Origin of the sequence: Legionella fairfieldensis ATCC 49588, from assembly GCF_000621525.1 — a bacterium.
Taxonomy (GTDB): domain Bacteria; phylum Pseudomonadota; class Gammaproteobacteria; order Legionellales; family Legionellaceae; genus Tatlockia; species Tatlockia fairfieldensis.
The window spans coordinates 49141-66661 of sequence record NZ_JHYC01000004.1; the positions used below are offsets into that span (position 1 = coordinate 49141).

Consider the following 17521-nt stretch of genomic DNA (forward strand, 5'->3'; position numbering starts at 1 on the left):
AGGAGCGAAGGTGAAAAAATCGGTTTTTGCAATACTATTATTGTGTTTTTCATTAAGTACTATAGCGGCTCAATCTTCCAAAACGGTTGTCATTAAAAAGAGTAGTGCCGATCTTGAAGTGCAGATTAAATATCCTCAAGGTTTTTATGACCATAACATTGACAAGGCAGTGCGTTTACTGATTACCAAAGCACAAAAAGATAATATGCCTGTTATTGATAAGACTATGCCTGTTGATGTTCCGGGCAAAAGCGGGTTGTATATTGATTATAAAACGAAATTCCAGAATAAAAATGCACTTAGCCTCTTATTCACTGTTTCCTCTTATAATCGCGGTGCGGCACATCCCAATCATGTGATGAAATCTTTGAATTTCTTAAATGGTCAGGTTGTGACTTTGGATCAGCTGTTCAAACCAGATAGTAACTATTTAACTGAAATTGCCAATTTCAGCCGTAATGCCGTCATGAAAAAAAAGCTGGCTGATGCTGATTGGGTAGCAAAAGGAACCAGTCCCGCAACGGATAATTACGAGAACTGGTATTTTACGTCAGACGGTTTGGCTGTCGTTTTTGACACTTATCAGGTGGCTCCCTATGTGTACGGCCCACAAACGGTTCAAATTCCTCGCACGACACTTGCTGCATGGTTACGTCCGGAAGTAGTTAACGCTGTATGGGGTAAGTAATGAGTAAATCTGTGCCGTTTGTGCCAGCGGATAAAAAAATTGCTGAATTGACTGTTCGAAGTATTATTTTAGCTATCGGGCTAACTATATTACTTGCTTTATCCAATGCTTATCTGGCGTTGAAATTGGGTATTCTGACCTCGGCCTCGATTCCAGCGGCAATTATTTCTATTGGTATTTTACGTTTGTTTAAGGATGCAACCATTCTTGAAAACAATGCGGTACAAACCGCCGCATCAGCTGGAGAAGCTGTGGCAGGAGGCATCGTTTACACTATACCTGCTTTAATCATTATTCAATATTGGAATGAATTTGACTATTTAACCAATTTTTTTATTGCTGCTTGCGGAGGAATTCTGGGTGTTTTATTTTCCATTCCTTTGCGTCGTGTTTTGGTCAATGAGCCTGTATTGCGTTTTCCGGAAGGCCAGGCGATTGCCGAAGTATTAAAATCTTCGGCTGAGAAAGTAGGTATTCGTGATATTTTTTTAGGAGGGGCTGTAGGTGGACTCCTTGAGCTGTTACAAACAGGCTTTAAAATTATTGCGAATAGTTGGTCGTTATGGTTCACTGCCAAACGTTCCTTGTTTGGTTTTGGTGCCGGATTTTCCGCTACAATGATTGGCGCAGGTTATCTTGTGGGTCATGAGATGGCGATAAGTATTTTTCTAGGTGCGATTATTTCCTGGCTTATTGCCATGCCTGTCGTGAGTCAATATTACCCTGATTTTCTGACACACTATCCCGCAGACAAAGCAGCCACTTTATTGTGGAATAGCGAGATGCGTTATTTAGGCATAGGAGCCATGCTTTTTGCTGGTACCTGGACTTTTTTGAAATTAATAAAACCCCTGACCAGAAGTATCAGTATTTCATTTAGCGCGTTTATGACAAAAAGTCGCAGTGAGGTTCAATTACCGCGCACAGACAGAGATATTCCTATGCCCTTTATTCTAATGGGCATTATTCTTATGGCCGCTATCCTGTTTTTGTTTTTTCAGTTCGTTTTTCCTGTGGAAGAAATTGGAATTGAAGGCGATTTTGCGCCAACTTTGGTTTTTGGTGCAGTAATTTACGTGTTGGTGATAGGTTTTTTATTTTCTGTTATTACCGGTTATTTTTCCGGAATGGTCGGGGTAACCGCAAGTCCAGGTAGCTCAATAGTAATAGCCGGAATGTTATTTGCTGCCTGGATGCTATTAACCATGATCAATAAAATAGTCCCTTTGCCTTTGTCAAATGAGCAAATCAAAGCCGCGGAGGCAATTACTATTATTATTGGCTCAGTAGTTACTGGTATTGCTGCAATTGCCAATGATAATACTCAGGATTTAAAAGTAGGCCAATTAGTAGGTGCAACTCCCTGGCGTCAGCAGGTTATGCTTTTACTGGGTGTCGTGGTTTCTTCATTGGTTATTCCACCTGTTATGCAACTCTTATTTAATGTCTATGGTATTGCAGGAGTCATGCCCCATGAGGGGATGGATGCGTCTCAAACCTTACCAGCTCCAACAGCGGCCTTAATGGCGGCAATTACTGAAGCGGTGTTTCGTAATACATTGCCATGGATGATGATGGTTATTGGAGCGGTGATTATTTCTGCCCTTATTATCATAAATAATTTGGCTAAGCTGGAACGGTATATCCGTTTATCTATCCTGGGCGTAGCAATTGGTATGTATTTACCTATCGCGTCTTCCTTTCCCTTATTCCTGGGTGGGATGATTGCTTTACTGGTCCAGGGGATTTTACGAAAAAAACAGTTTAAAAAAAATGAAAGGCAATTGCGTAAACAAAAGGGGGTACTTATAGCCTGTGGATTGGTAGCCGGATCTGCCTTAATTGATGTACTGCTCGCCATTCCATTTTCTATTCTTCATTCACCGGATGCCTTAACTTTAGTAGGACCAGACTGGTATGGGTACAGCGTAATTCTGGGAGTAGTGTCAACATTAATCCTGGCAGGCTGGATTGGACATCGGGTTTGTGGAAAAGTATAAAAATAGACTTGTTAGTCTGAATATAAGGCTTGCATACTAAGAATGGCTCGCAAATAATAACAAAGAAGCCAAATTATATGGGAGTGATGCGATGAAACGACACGAACTTATTGAAAGACTTTCTGATTATAAAAAAAAGGCAGGGGAATCTAAAAGAAATATTGCAGGTTTTGCTCCCGCTATTGATCGATTATTGCAAATAGCCTCTTCACAAACCCATTTGGTGGAAGATTCAGAATTCGATATCAAGCAACTGCAAGAGATATTAAGTGCAAAACAGATGGAAAAAATAATAAGTGTGACGGAGTCGCAAGAGATATTTGATGTGGAAGAACTGGAAGAGATACTCAATGAGGGTCAATCGGAAGAAATATTCAGTGTGAAACAACTGGAAGAAATATTCAGCGTGAAACAACTGGAAAAGATTATTACAATCTTGAATGATGAATTCCTGTGTGTGTCTGATAAACAGTTTCTTGGTGAGTTACGCTCTGTGCTTACGGGAACATTCTTATCGGCGAATAGTGAAAAAGAATTTGCCGAAGCAACTTTGGCAGAATTAAAAAAAAATAATGTGGGTCATGAAGTTATCGAGCAAATAATAAAAAATATTATCGGACAGCAGGGCACTGTTGTAGATAAACTGAATAAATTCAAGTTGATTATTCTTCATTACTTTAATAAAAATTCCAGGGGAGTATTTACTGACTTAATGAATGTCTTAAAGGAAATAAACTGTTTAAGTTCAAGGATCAGCATCGATTGGAATCATGTTTTCGATGATCTTAAGGCATCCAAAATACCATGGGATAATATGCGTTATAATTTAACGCTTCTTAAAGAAGAAATAACAAAATATGAGCATGTTCGTATAATTTTGACTCGATCTTGCCTGTTTAATCGGGTAAAAAATATGATTAAGCTTGAGAAAGCAGGGATTTCTGCTAACTTGCCAGAAGATAATAAAACACTTGAAAAAAATAGTCTTATCATTAATGTACTTGGTAATCATAATTTGCTGAATGAGAAAAATTATGATCGATGTACAAAACTATCGGACAGAAAAATAGATTGCCTTATTATCGCAAATAAAAGATTGGTGTTAACCCAGGAGTTGTTGGAAGATGTCATTTCGGGAAAAAAAGGAATAATAGAAATCGAGGCAATCGATAAAATTAATAAAACCAAAGCAAGAATGCCTTTAAGAGCTTCTTCTCCTGCTTTCTTTGGAGAGAGTTCACCCAATCAGGCTATTGGTCTTCAGATAATCTTTCCTCCCAGGAGGTCATGGGGAGGTGGGAAATAAGGTACACTGGGTTTTGGATGTCACTTATAGGAAGATGCTTCAAGAATCAGACGAGAAAATGCTGCTGAAAATGTTGCAACGGCTAGACTTTTTTGCGTTAAATTTGCGTCTGCATCCTAAAAAACTCAGCTCCGATGCAAAAAGGATTGAACTGGCTCATTATCCTGGGACTCAGGCAAGGATGATCTGCATTGTTCACGGAATAAGTAATTAAGAAGTATATAATGTCAATGTTTTCCCGTGCAGGCGGGGAAACTATCCATAAATCAGACATAGTGCTAATTTTATGGATGGATTCGTCTGCGCGGGAAAGACAAGTCATCGAACAAAGTCTGGGAGAGGAAATTTGCATCCCGTGAACATTTACCGATCTGCTGGGCTTCAGCGTATACTTTCATAGCCTTCTCTGAGACCTGATTTAGACATAACCAGTTGCCATACCTGTGCTGTTCTGGAACGGAACATGCCAGCGCACATTAATAAATAATAACGCCACATACGATAGAAACGTTCGTCAAAACGTGATTTTATAGTATCCCAATGCGCTTCAAAATTTTTATTCCAGGCCAGCAGCGTATTGTCATAATGGATGCCAATATTATGCCAGTCCTCAATAATAAAAGAGCGCTCTAATGCGCCTGATAACTGTTTCATTGAGGGTAAAATTCCATGAGGAAAAATGTATTTATTAATCCATCGATCACTGGATGTAACCGTTTCATTACTGCCTATAGTATGCAGTAGAAATAAACCATTATCAGTGAGCTGCTGTTCCATGAGTTTGAAAAAAGTTCGATAATTTTTGGGACCAATATGCTCAAAAGCCCCCACACTTACCAGCTTGGTAAATTGTTTTTGCTGAGGGTTATAAAGCGAACTATCACGATAATCGGCTGTAAAAAATTGAGCGGGTAAATGACTATGGTGTTCTTTAGCGTAAGCGATCTGCTGTTCAGCGATGCTAATGCCAACTACTCGACAGCCATAATGTTCAGCAGCGTAGGCGGCTAATCCACCCCAACCGCAACCAATATCCAGCAGCGTATCCTGGCTTGTCAGTTGTAATTTTTTGCAAATCAATTCATATTTTGCCCGTTGAGCGGTATTCAATTCCTGAGTATTTTTCCAATAACCACAGCTATAAGCCATCGTTTCCCCCAGCATTAAAGCAAACAAATGATTGTCAAGATCGTAATGTTTCTCGGCAACTTCTTTGGACAGTTTTTTGCTCTGCTGATTGAATAATTTTGCGGATAGTTTATATAGAAGATGAAAAAAATTGAATTTTACGTCCTTTTCCAGGGCGGCTGTACAGAGTTGATAAGACAGTTTATCCAGTCTTTTACAATCCCACCAGCCCTCCATATACGTCTCTCCGAGACCCAATGAACCATCGAGTAAAATACGTTTAATAGCACGATTATCTATTAATTGAATGTCGTGATCTTTGGAGCCATTGAGAGTCACCTCTGCTTTGGATAAGGCACGCTGTACGTAATTTTGAGCAATCGCATTATTCATTAGCTGCTTCCTTTGATCTTGTAAGAATAATTTTAATTACCGCTGAGTCAGAATCGCATTAATTGGGTAGTTAGTAAATAGACCTGTTTCGAAAATCGTAGAGAGCAGGGCGCAACTAATTCTGGTGAGCATTAAACTGCTTCCAGGAGAGCGGCTATACCCATACCGCCCGCGGTGCAAATAGAGATTAAGCCTCGTCCCTTTCCTTTCTGATGTAATAATTTGGCAAGGGTACCTACAATACGAGTGCCTGTGGCGGCAAAAGGATGACCTAAAGCCACGCTGCCCCCTTTAATATTTAATTTGGCGTGATCAATGGGGCCTAAGGCAGCATCGGATTTAAGTACCCTTTTACAATAGTCGTCGGATTCCCAGGCTTTTAATGTACAGAGTACTTGCCCTTCAAATGCTTCATGAATTTCATAAAAATCAAAATCTTGCAGCGATAACTTATTGCGTTTTAAAAGTGAGTTGACAGCGAAAGTAGGAGCCATTAATAACCCTTCACCCTGTACATAGTCCACAGCGGCAACCTGAGCATCAACAAAACGTGCCAGGATAGGATGATTAAATTGGGTGGCTACTTCATCATTGACTAAATAAACTGCTGATGAACCATCGGTTAACAGGGTGCTATTACCCGCAGTCAATGTGCCTGAGCCACTAAAATCAAAGGCGGGCTTTAATCGGGCCAATTTTTCCAATGTAGTATCTTTTCGTAAAATTCTATCTTGCTTTATGCCATGAAATTCAAAAACAAGATCCTCATAGAAGCCTTCCTCATAAGCCTTGACGCCTTTTTGATGACTTAAGAACGCTAATTCATCCTGTGCTTCGCGTGTAATGCCCCATTCCTTAACCATTTTTTCGGTATGTTGTCCCATAGATAAGCCGGTACGGGGTTCAACTACAGCAGGAAATTGGGGTTGTAGATCATGGGGACGAAAAGCACCAAGCGCTTTTAATTTAGCAAAAAAACCCTTGGCGTGATTTAAAAGAAGTAATTTTTGAGCAAAAGAATGACTGAACAGGACAGGCAAATCACTATTAGTATCCACTCCGCCAGCAATCCCGTCATTAATTTGGTAATTCGCTATTTTTAAAGCAATTTGCAACGTTGTTTCAAGACTGGTACCGCAGGCTCTTTGCAAAGTATAACCGGGTGTATGGGCATTGAGAGCAGAGCCTAATACACATTCTCGTGACAAATTCCAGTTAAAAGGGCTGGTGATCACGGCGCCAAGGCCCACATCACCGATTATACGTCCTTCAAGATGCATTTTTTTTACTAACTGTTGTAATGAGGCAATCATTAAATCCTGAGTAGAAACAGTACGGTAAACAGTCAGTGATTTTACAAAAGGAGTACGCGCACTTCCTGCAATGTAAACTGGCCTGGTTTTCATCCTGGTATCCTTTTTATCGAACAGCTTATTTAAGTGGATCGACTTCCTTTATAAGACAATTTTTAATCATTTTTAATTATTTTATCTTCAATTGCTTTTTTCATAACAATTATGCTAATACGACGGTTCATTGGCGCCAGCGGATTTTTCTTATCGAGCAAAACGGTTGAAGCATAACCTGTAACCTGCATGACTTTAGCTTCTGGCACGCCTGCTTTTAGCAGGGTTCGTCGCGCAGCATTCGCTCTTTGAGTGGATAATTCCCAGTTAGACTGATTAATATCCTCTGGGTTTTGATAGGGATGATCGTCAGTATGTCCCTGGATGTTAAGCTTATTAGGCACAGTGTTTAATAATTTGGCGATTTGGGTCAACAATTTTTCTACTTCGGGATCCATTTGATCGCTGCCCATAGGAAACATGGGTTTATTTTTATTATCCACTAATTGAATACGTAACCCTTCAGAAACCACATCCATTAATAATCTGTTTTTTAAATCAGAGAGACTGGGATCTTGATCCACTGTTAATAAGATATTCGCTTTTAGTTGCTGTAAATGCTGCATTTCCTGCACAATATCACGTGGATTTTCCTTTTTTTCACCATCCGCAGTCTGATCGGCAGATACCTGCCCATCTCGTTTTCTGAAATTATCGCCACCACCTTGAATCGTTTCTTTTCTTGATCCGATGCTGTCACCGCCAATCAGGGCAATTTTTAATGGTTGCTTGAAATACTCGGATATTCCTTCTCGTTGTGCTTTATTGACTGACGTCAGTAACCACAGGAGCAAGAAAAAAGCCATCATAGCAGTAACAAAATCAGCATAGGCAATTTTCCATGAGCCGCCATGATGAGCATGCGGTGTTTTCTTGACTATTTTTATAATAATCGGATTTTTTTCATTAGATCCAGCCATCACCATCTCCTTTAAGGGATGTCATGATCTGACACTTTTAATTTCTTCATTCAATTCATTAAACGAAGGTCTTGCCGCAGAAAACAGGACTTTACGGCCAAATTCTGTGGCAATAACAGGTGGATTATTATGCATGCTTGCTAATAACGTTACCTTAATACAATTCATCATGAGTAGTGTTTCATTGGCGCGTTGTTCCATGGCAGTAGCGATGGGACCAACAAACCCATATCCCAGTAAAATACCGAGAAAAGTACCTACCAGGGCATGAGCAACCAAAACACCCAGCTCGGAAGGAGGCAAATCAATGGATTCCATCGTATGGACTACCCCTAAAACAGCCGCGACAATACCAAAGGCCGGCATACCATCAGCCAGTCTTGTAATGGCATTCACTGGAATAAGTTCCTCTTGATGATAAGTGTCAATTTCACTATCCATTAACGATTCCAGTTGAAAGGCTTGCATATTGGAAGTGATGATTAATCGAAAGTAATCACAAATAAATTCCATGAGGTGGTGTTGTGTCATTAAACGGGGAAAATTAGAAAAAATCGGGCTGCTCTTCGGATCATCGATATCGTTTTCAAGCGACATAAGTCCTTCCTGGCGCGCTTTATTTAATAAAGCGTACAGTAAACCCAATAAATCTCTATACATCACTTTGGCAGATTTCGAACCGCGAAAAACACTGGGCAATGCTTTAACAATCGCTTTTAATACACTGGCTTTATTCCCTACAATAACCGAACCAATCGCCGCTCCGGCAATGATGAGTAATTCAACAGGCTGAATAATGGCTGCCAGATGACCACCAGCTAATGCAAACCCCCCAAAGACTGACAGTAAAATTACCGTATACCCAAGCAAAATGAGCATTTATCATCCCTAAATTAACTATCTAATTGATTTTGAAACATAAATTTAAACAATTCAACCTAAGCTAACCTATTTTCTCTGATTTATGGAAAATTTTTTCACTTTAAATAGTCGTGTACCACATGGCCATAGGGTAAAGTCAAGTCGGTCAAAATATGCGCCGAACTCACTATTTTCTTTACTGGCAGCTGGGCAACAGGGGCCAGGGCGTGATGAAATAGTTGTAATTGAGCCGGCCCCGTCCATGCTCCCTTGATCGTTACATCCTCTAATTTATATTCGACCAGTTCACAAATCCGAGTACTGCCATCAACGTGAGGAATTATTTTTAATAAATAATTAGAGCTTAACATCGATTCAGTAATCGTCTTTTTATCAAGCGTATCAAATTTATAGCCCATTGTGGCTGTGGCAATGCGGCTATCGCCATAATCCAGAGTGCCTACCAGGGTATCTTTCTCGATAGCCAGGCGAGGTTGCGCCAGTTTTTTGGGAAACCCCCAGATTTCCCGGCCACCAAAGATAGGAGGTTGATCATCAAGATACATCGCGTGAGTATAACTGCCTTTTTTACCTTTATAATAAACGGAAATAACCTGACCTGACTCGGTATAGTCACCAAAACCTGTAGAGTCTGGCATCCTTATTACCTCAAAATGAACCAGCGGTTCGGCGACCTCCAGAGGAGCAGGCACAACGTCTCGAAGAAGCTCCATATCCGTTTCATAAGTGATAATAAAATATTCCCGATTAACAAAGCGGTAGGGTCCGCGTGGATAAGAAGGGCTATTTATAGGCATCGCAAATGCTTTTTTTCTTACTTGCGCCTCATCCATGGCAAATATCTCCTCTATGATGTGCTTTTGTTTAATAATTGGTTATTATTGAGACTCTTACTCCATAAACCAGCCATGACTTACAACAAGCGATTGCCCTGTTAAGGCATTGGAGCCGAACGATGCAAAAAATAGTGCGGTTTGAGCAACGTCATCGACCGTTGTAAATTTGCCGTCTACGGTGTCTTTAAGCATGACTTTCTGGATGACATCATTTTCGCTTATCCCCAGTTCTTTTGCTTGCTCCGGAATCTGTTTATCTACTAAAGGAGTACGGACAAAACCCGGGCATATTACGTTGGCGTGAACGCCATAGGCCGCACCTTCTTTAGCGACCACCTTACATAAACCCAATAAGCCGTGTTTGGCGGTGACATAAGGGGCTTTCAGTTTGGACGCTTCTTTGGAGTGAACAGACCCCATATAAATAATGCTACCTCCTTTTCCTGCCGCGTACATGTATTTCAGGCAGGCTTTGGTAGTAAGAAAAGCGCCGTCCAAATGAATGGAAAGTAATTTTTTCCAATCGGCATAGGCAAGTTTATCAATAGGTTCGATAATTTGTATGCCCGCATTACTTACGAGCACATCAATACCCCCAAACTGGTTGACTACGGCGTCTACACCTTGATTAACTTGCGATTCATCAATAACATTCATTTCAACAGCCATTGCCTGGCCTTTCATTTCATTAATATCATTCGCAACCTGTTGCGCCTGTTCAAGATTAAGATCGGCAATAGCAACTTTTGCTCCTTCTTTTGCGAAAACGAGAGCGATTTCTTTTCCAATTCCACTGGCGGCTCCCGTTACGATGGCAACCTTATCTTTTAATCGCATGACTCACGTCCTTGTCAGATATTGTTTTACCAGTATAGCAGTGAGTTTTCGATTTTGCCTGATATAAAAAAACCCTGACGGTCATCAGGGTTTGAAGTGTTTTAAGCAAGGTATTATTAGTAATAATAGCCACCGCGATAATAACTATTACGATAATACCCTTTGCGGTATCCAGGCGTGTTATAGCTATTGTAATAACGTTTATAACCATTGCGATAATATCTGCGATCTTGTTTTCCGGCTTGATAGCCCACAAGAGCACCCACGCCCCCTCCAAGAACAGAGCCTACAGCGCTACCACCTGTAGCCACGTAACCTAAACCAGCTCCTGCCGCACCGCCCACTCCTGTACCAACCTGAGTGGAAGTACAAGCACTGAGAGTTAAAGTGGTTAAACCAGCAAAACATAAAGTAGCAATTGTTTTTTTCATGATTGTTTCCTTTTTTTGTTTGTTGTTCCCTCAAACAGTATATTAGTACAAAATAAACAATATGCTTAATATTGAATCATTTTTTTTTGTGAATTATTTAATGCCAAGAAGCGATGCATTGACAAGGGCTGAAAATTTGGAGAGAGTGGGGGCCTATTGGTAAATAGATTTAAACGTCATTGTATTTGATAATTTTTTGATTGCAGGTGAAAGGCTTTATACCGAACAAAAAGTAGCTATTAACGCAAATTGCCAACTTTCATGGGCAATCGGTACTCTTTGAATTTTTTGCCCGGTACAAAGGGATAAAGGATTTACAGTGGTTCAGCTAAGGATAGATTATGAATAAACCGATTTTTTTAACGGGTTATCTTTTAGGGGCTTTTATTTTTTTAAATGGCTATATTCATGCCGGGACCAATGTGTGGGGTTTAAGTAATATTCATAAGGTTAACAGTAAATCGCCAGCGCCCTATACTGTGTACATTGGAGCTTATGTAAATTATAACAATGCACAGAGGATGAAACTCACGCTTGATGCTAAAGGGTATAAAGCCAGAATTAAAAGAAAAAGAAATTTATACCTTGTATATATTGGTCCAATTACCACCCTTCGAGTACTCCATAAATTGACCACTCATACGCATAATCGTTCACAAGTAATGGTGTTTAAACCTACAAAACCCCATCATGACAAGATAACTACTTCAGTACACAGTAAACAAGTTGAGCAAATTCAATCAACCGCACAGCATTTTAAAAATGACAGCAGGTGTAAAGATTGTCGCTTGGATGGCAGCAAGTGGTTTGTTCAGTTACAGGGCGGTGTGTTCTTCCCTTTAATGGATAGGCAAATCTTAATCGATAATGGAGCAGATGTTCCAGCGCCTGGAAATGTAGATATTTATTCAGTGAAACAGTCAAATCCGGGAACTATTGCATTAACAGTGGGGCATCGAATGACCACTCAATTGTCCACGATAGACCATTATACTTTCAGTGGACGATTACAATATGTATTGCCTGCTAATGTAGGTAAGACCATCATGCAGTATAGTATCCCGGAGTTTCTAAATTACAATTATAATTGGAAACTTTCTGCTTTGGCATTGACTGCGGATACTAAATTAAATTTATTTAATTTTTCAAATTTTTTACCCTATATAAATGGTGGGCTAGGTGTTTCTTTTAATCAGGCTCGTTCTTACAGGGAAACTGCTTTGCCGGAGGTGACACCACGAGTCAGCCCTGCTTACGCAAATCACACATTAACTCATTTTACCTATCATGTTGGAGCAGGTTTGGATTTCTTCTATGCCCGGCATTGGTTACTTTCTGTAGGCTATGAGTTTGAATCGTTAGGTGATTTCTCCTCAGGAAAAGGCCAGAGTACATGGTTTCCAGAATCGCTATACCTGGGTACTTATCAGGCAAATACTCTTTTATTTAGCGTCACTTATCTCATTGACTAAAGGAAGCAGGATGAGTAAAAATAACTTTAGAAGCCTAATCTTTTTTTGTGGTGTTTCTTTTCTATCTACAGGCTTTGCCGGATTAGATCCGGTTGCGTGGAGATTAACCCCTTCGACTAATTTCGTTAATATTCAAGCCGGTGAACAGGCATCAGCTATTTATACGTTAACCAATCAATTACCTTGGCCAACGAGAATCACCACTATGATTCGAGCGTCAGGTCTCTCGCTGACCTATTTTGATCAATGTAACCAAAATACTTTAAAGCCAGGTGGCAGTTGCAATATTAATGTATTTTTTAATCCAATAGTGGCAGGAAGCGCAACATTTCAACTCACCTATCAATATAATCGGGATGTTATTCCTTTACCGGTCTGGACTGCAATAGCATCCCCATCAAGTCATTTTTCAATAACAGGGCAGTTTTCTGAACCAGCTCCTTTTCCCAGTTTATTCTATACTAATCAGGCGCCATTTATTACCGCTCAATTCAGCAACACGGGAAATAGGCCGCTCACTCATTGTAGAGCGGGAACAGCGCCTGGACAGAATCAATTAACCATCAATCCATTGTCTGCAGCTATCGTGACAACGGATGTTCCTGCTATGGGAACCTGCGGAACGGTGAGCTCTCCTGTAACTCTTAATCCTGGTGATCCACCATGCACTATTTATGGTCAGTTAAGCAGTTTGCAAAATACAAATAATGCCACATTAACCGCGCAAGTGACTTGTGATCAAGCAACTGCCGCAATCCAAAAATCATTTGCAATTCAAACTCAATCTGGCTGTACCTCTGCAAGTGTGAACGCCCTGTTACCTTTACCAACAAGCACATACTTGTATGCGGATAATATGGTAAAATTTCAGATCACAAATACATGCGCTACTGATAATATCAGTTTAGGCACAGTAGCAATTACGGCAACAACAGGGAGTGCCACTATTACCGGTACAGTTGCCCAACCCCCTGCAACGTATGATAATTGTTCAAATGAAACATTACTACCCGGTCAAAGTTGCACCATCACTGCATCGGTTATTCCTGCACCACCGATTAATGCAGCCGGTTTGACAGTGACTGCAAGCGTGCCAACAGGAGGCTCCTCTCCTGCAACAGGTAATACCACTGCAACCACTGTGAATTCTAATAATCAACCGACTCATCACGTTGTATTTGTCAATCAATGTCCTTTTGACGTTTGGTATGGTGTGGCAAATGGTGGTAATAGTAGTTGTCCAGGACCAGCTTGTGAATCACAAGATCCTAATTTAACGACCTACCCAAGCGGTGCGCCTGCCAGCGCTTATTACCTTGCCGCACAAACTTCAAATGTCGCACCTTCTACCATTGATGTCTCCATGACAAGCTATCAAAATGGCGCATTTTGGCCGAGAACGGGGTGTACTATGCAAAGTGGCCAATTTAATTGTGCAACTGGAACCTGTCAAACAATGGCTAATAGCGCAACTTGTCTTTCACCGCCAGATGGAGGAAGTGGGCCAGTACAGCCTCAAAGTCCTTTCACCAAGTTTGAGGCAACTATTGTCAGTACACCTGGCGGAGACGGAGTCTATGATGTTTCAGTGATCAACGGGATGACTGTTCCTGTAGAAGTCAAAGCATTTGGACCAAGCACTGGTAATACACCAAGTACCGTGTATAACTGTTCTGGCGCAGGTGCTTTGCTTCAACCTGCATCCAATAATACGCTTGGAAATTGTTCTTGGGATTTAAATCCTGAATCGACTATCCCAATTTCTTCAATTAATAGTGACTTTTACTGGGTAATCCCCGGAGCCGATGACGGGTGTACTGACGGGATCAATTGTGGCATGTCCTATAGCCAATTTCCTCAATCCAATGGAAATTCACCGGGGCCGATTAATCGACGCCAAGGTGGTTTTCTGGGCTATAATCCCTTAGTTAATGATGCAGCCTACATTAACCTTGCTCAATGGGGAAGTAGAAACTTATTTACACTCTATGGCATGGGGATTGAAATTGCAGGTCAAACCGGTGGAAATAATTATGGTACACAATTAGTAAGTGGGACCAATATTGTTTTACCAGGGAACACCTATCCGGCATACAATGTGTTATTGTCTATCCCTGGTATAACTAACAATGGATCGCTCAATTCATGTTACCAAATTGGGAATTCCTTTTTTGCACACTGTGGAGGATGTGTCGATTGGAATATTACTTTACCTGCTGAACAATGTGGAAATGGTAGTCCAAATTATCAGCCTGATTGGAATTTAGACTGGACAACTAATCAAATCGCAGCACCTATTGGTAACTATACGCCACTCCAAGCGATTCAATGGTTAAAACAGGCTTGCCCCACCGCTTATTCTTATCAATTTGATGATCCATCCTCATCTTTTCAATGCACTGAAGATAATGGCACTCCCTTGTTAACCAGTTACCAGGTCACATTTTGTCCAGGTGGTGTCACGAGCTTACCCTCAGGGGCAACCGAAGGACGTAGTACCTCACCCTGATTAAAAAGGAATGATTACAAGAAGTGAATAGTATAATAGTGACTATTCACCATTATGAGGCTAAAGTTTTTAAAAAAGTCTTATAGAAAAAGTGGGTATAAAATTCATAGAGTATTCAAAATTACTCCACTTTTCGCGATAGCAACATGCGTAGAAGAAAAGTGACTTAAATAATGCAGAATTTTTTATCTTGAGAAAATAGTTATCCCCCAGTAGTATTGGCAAATCATTTTTAGAAAAAGAGGGCATTATGTTTCGAGGGAGTATCGTCGCTTTAGTAACACCGATGCTTGATGATAAAGTGGATGTGTCTCGTTTACAGGAGCTGGTTGAATTTCATATCGCAGCAGGAACACATGCGCTTGTTGCAGCGGGAACAACGGGTGAAGCGGGAACATTATCCCATCAGGAAAAAATACTGGTCATAAAAACCGTAATAGAACAGGCTCGTGAACGAATTCCAGTTATTGCAGGTACGGCAGCAAATGCTACCCGAGAATGTATTGCCTTAACTCAAGAAGCCATGGAGTGCGGTGCCCATGCTGCATTAATTATGACGCCGGCTTATATTAAGCCTACGCAGGAAGGACTTTATCAGCATTATAGTCACATTGCCAATTCAGTACCGATACCTGTTATACTCTACAATGTTCCAAGTCGTACGGCCTGTGATTTGTTACCTGAAACGGTAGTAAGACTTGCCAAAATATCCAATATTGTGGGAATAAAGGACGCTACGGGACAGATGACACGTTTGCAGCAACTAATGCGCGGTTGTGAAAACAGTCTGGATGTATTTAGCGGTGATGATTTAACTGCAGCGCAATGGATGTTGGCAGGGGCGAAAGGTGTGATCTCGGTAACAGCCAACGTAGCACCCCGGCAAATGGCCAAATTGTGCGATGCGGCTTTGGATGACGACCACGCGGCTTGTTTGCGAATTAATGAACAGTTAATGCCGTTGCATCAATTATTGTTTATCGAACCCAATCCCGTTCCTGCAAAATGGGCTTTAAGCAGAATGGGTTTGATGAGTGGAGAGCTGCGTTTGCCTTTGACAAGGTTATCAAAAGAACATCATCCTGCGTTAGAACAGACGCTTCGCTCACTACAGCTTATTTAAATGAGGAATCGTTGTGAAAAAAAAGGTATCCTTTCTTGTAGTCACCCTGTGTTTAACGTCTTGTTCTCAGTATATCAGCAATGGGGAAAGGCGATATTTGCAAAGTAAAAATGGCGTTAATATTATAGTACCACCGCCTTTAACTGATACTAATATCAGTCATTTTTATGATCTGCCACCACAAAATCAAAATGCGCTGATAAGTATTGTACCGCCGGCAGATCAGGCTTTAAAAGCAAAAGCTGACTAATACGAAAGGTTGGAGAATGTCGACAGAATCAAACGAGTTGAGAGTCATTCAGGAATTGTCCCGGCGTATTGTAGAGGCGCAAAGCAAGATACGCATTCTGGATAGTATTAAATGGGATGATTCCATCAAGCAGGATTTTTTTCGCCATCAAGGGCAGCGTATGCCTGCTGTGGACAAAACGTATTACGACAATAAACCATTACCTTTCGATGCAGTAACCAAGCAGGAAGAGTTTCGTTTAATTTTACGGGATGCCCATAATGAATTGGGACAGTATTCGGCAATTACGCGACTGATTAAGCGTCAATGTGAAGAGTATTCACGTGCAGCACAAATGTTAGCGGCTCGTGGAACACCTGCTTTTAGCGATCTGGCTAAAGAATTATATGGTAGTCCTGATGATGCATTTTATTCTGGTGGTCCTCGTTTGTCGGAGTTAGGGACGCTTCTTTTTGATGTGCTGACTGCTTTGGATGTGCAACTTCAATCGGATGCAGATATCAAGCGCTATACGCCTGCCCAGGCGCAACACCTGTTACAGGAGCGTTTAAGTCATTTTTTTGATAAACATCCTGGTAAAATTACTGTGATGGTTAGTGACGATATGGTAGCCGATGCAGCAGCCGGTGCCGATAATATCAAATTGAGCCAGCAAGCGAGATTTAGTGATCGCGATCTTCGATATTTGGAAGTTCATGAAGGATGGGTTCATGTAGGCACGACGTTGAATGGTGCTACACAACCCTATTGTTTCTTTTTATCAAAAGGTTCTCCCTCCAGCAGTGTGATTCAGGAGGGTTTGGCAGTCATAACAGAGATAGTAACGCTGTCCTCCTATCCGGGTCGAGTGAGACGAATAACCAATCGTGTCATTGCTCTTGATATGGTAAGGCAGGGTGCCAATTTTATTGATGTTTATCGCTATTTTATCGAGTGCGGCTTGAGCGAAGAAGACAGTTACAACCATACTGTTCGTATTTTTCGGGGGAGTACGCCGGAGGGTGGGCCATTTACCAAAGATTTATCTTATGCAAAAGGATTTTTATTGATATATAATTTCATGCGTTTTGCAATTAGTCAGCATCGTATTGATGCCATTCCCTTGCTATTTACCGGCAAATTAGTCCTTGATGATCTACCCTTGTTAACCGAATTGCGTGATCGTGAATTACTTATATCCCCTGTTTATTTACCGCTGCCATTTCGTGATCTTGCTGCTCTTGGTGCGTGGATGAGTTTTTCTCTTTTTTTGAATAAATTCAGTTTAAATGAGATTCAGAAGAGCTTTCGTTTTCTTTTAGTCTAAGATAAATAAAAAGGGGTGCTGTCAAGGAGATATC

15 protein-coding genes are annotated in these 17521 nt (G+C 40.9%); 8 read left to right on the top strand and 7 right to left on the bottom strand.

Annotated elements, in window-relative coordinates:
- Positions 1-10 precede the first annotated feature (10 nt).
- From T345_RS0101210 to T345_RS0101220, 3 genes are all read left to right on the top strand, one after another.
- Positions 11-688 (top strand): DUF3298 and DUF4163 domain-containing protein, encoded by a 678-nt coding sequence (locus T345_RS0101210; RefSeq protein WP_028387728.1) that lies wholly within the window; start codon positions 11-13, stop codon positions 686-688.
- Complete coding sequence (locus T345_RS0101215; RefSeq protein WP_028387729.1) at positions 688-2688, top strand: OPT family oligopeptide transporter; 2001 nt, start codon at positions 688-690, stop codon at positions 2686-2688. The genes T345_RS0101210 and T345_RS0101215 overlap by 1 nt, the downstream gene beginning before the upstream one ends.
- Positions 2689-2779: 91 nt before the next feature.
- On the top strand, positions 2780-3994 hold the full coding sequence (locus T345_RS0101220; protein ID WP_028387730.1) for a hypothetical protein: 1215 nt from the start codon (positions 2780-2782) through the stop codon (positions 3992-3994).
- A 381-nt stretch (positions 3995-4375) separates the two neighbouring features.
- On the opposite strand, the gene cfa is transcribed toward T345_RS0101220, so the two are convergent.
- The 7 genes from cfa to T345_RS13230 all read right to left on the bottom strand — a co-directional run bounded on the left by cfa (position 4376) and on the right by T345_RS13230 (position 10827).
- On the bottom strand, positions 4376-5515 hold the full coding sequence (gene cfa, locus T345_RS0101230; RefSeq protein ID WP_028387732.1) for a cyclopropane fatty acyl phospholipid synthase: 1140 nt from the start codon (positions 5513-5515) through the stop codon (positions 4376-4378).
- A 131-nt stretch (positions 5516-5646) separates the two neighbouring features.
- Positions 5647-6921: an acetyl-CoA C-acetyltransferase gene (locus T345_RS0101235; RefSeq protein ID WP_028387733.1), complete on the bottom strand. Its 1275-nt coding sequence runs from the start codon at positions 6919-6921 to the stop codon at positions 5647-5649.
- Positions 6922-6983: 62 nt separating this feature from the next.
- Positions 6984-7841, bottom strand: a complete 858-nt coding sequence (motB, locus tag T345_RS0101240) for a flagellar motor protein MotB (RefSeq protein WP_028387734.1) — start codon at positions 7839-7841, stop codon at positions 6984-6986.
- Positions 7842-7862: 21 nt separating this feature from the next.
- A complete protein-coding gene (motA, locus tag T345_RS0101245) occupies positions 7863-8720 on the bottom strand; it encodes a flagellar motor stator protein MotA (protein WP_028387735.1) in 858 nt (285 codons plus the stop codon).
- 98 nt (positions 8721-8818) lie between these two features.
- A complete protein-coding gene (locus T345_RS0101250) occupies positions 8819-9556 on the bottom strand; it encodes an acetoacetate decarboxylase (RefSeq protein ID WP_028387736.1) in 738 nt (245 codons plus the stop codon).
- 57 nt (positions 9557-9613) lie between these two features.
- Positions 9614-10396 carry a 3-hydroxybutyrate dehydrogenase gene (locus T345_RS0101255; protein ID WP_028387737.1) on the bottom strand — a complete coding sequence of 261 codons (783 nt, stop codon included), beginning with the start codon at positions 10394-10396 and terminating at the stop codon, positions 9614-9616.
- Between the two features lie 116 nt (positions 10397-10512).
- Complete coding sequence (locus T345_RS13230; RefSeq protein WP_084273704.1) at positions 10513-10827, bottom strand: glycine zipper domain-containing protein; 315 nt, start codon at positions 10825-10827, stop codon at positions 10513-10515.
- Positions 10828-11168: 341 nt separating this feature from the next.
- On the opposite strand from T345_RS13230, the gene T345_RS0101265 reads away from it, so the two are divergent.
- From T345_RS0101265 to T345_RS0101285, 5 genes are all read left to right on the top strand, one after another.
- Positions 11169-12299: an SPOR domain-containing protein gene (locus tag T345_RS0101265; protein ID WP_028387738.1), complete on the top strand. Its 1131-nt coding sequence runs from the start codon at positions 11169-11171 to the stop codon at positions 12297-12299.
- Positions 12300-12309: 10 nt separating this feature from the next.
- Complete coding sequence (locus tag T345_RS0101270; RefSeq protein ID WP_028387739.1) at positions 12310-14808, top strand: thaumatin family protein; 2499 nt, start codon at positions 12310-12312, stop codon at positions 14806-14808.
- A gap of 250 nt (positions 14809-15058) precedes the next feature.
- Positions 15059-15931 (top strand): 4-hydroxy-tetrahydrodipicolinate synthase, encoded by an 873-nt coding sequence (gene dapA, locus T345_RS0101275; RefSeq protein WP_028387740.1) that lies wholly within the window; start codon positions 15059-15061, stop codon positions 15929-15931.
- A gap of 13 nt (positions 15932-15944) precedes the next feature.
- Entirely contained in the window at positions 15945-16181 is a 237-nt protein-coding gene (locus tag T345_RS0101280) for a hypothetical protein (protein WP_028387741.1), read from the top strand.
- Between the two features lie 16 nt (positions 16182-16197).
- Positions 16198-17487 carry a flavohemoglobin expression-modulating QEGLA motif protein gene (locus T345_RS0101285; RefSeq protein ID WP_028387742.1) on the top strand — a complete coding sequence of 430 codons (1290 nt, stop codon included), beginning with the start codon at positions 16198-16200 and terminating at the stop codon, positions 17485-17487.
- The last annotated feature ends 34 nt before the right edge of the window (positions 17488-17521 follow it).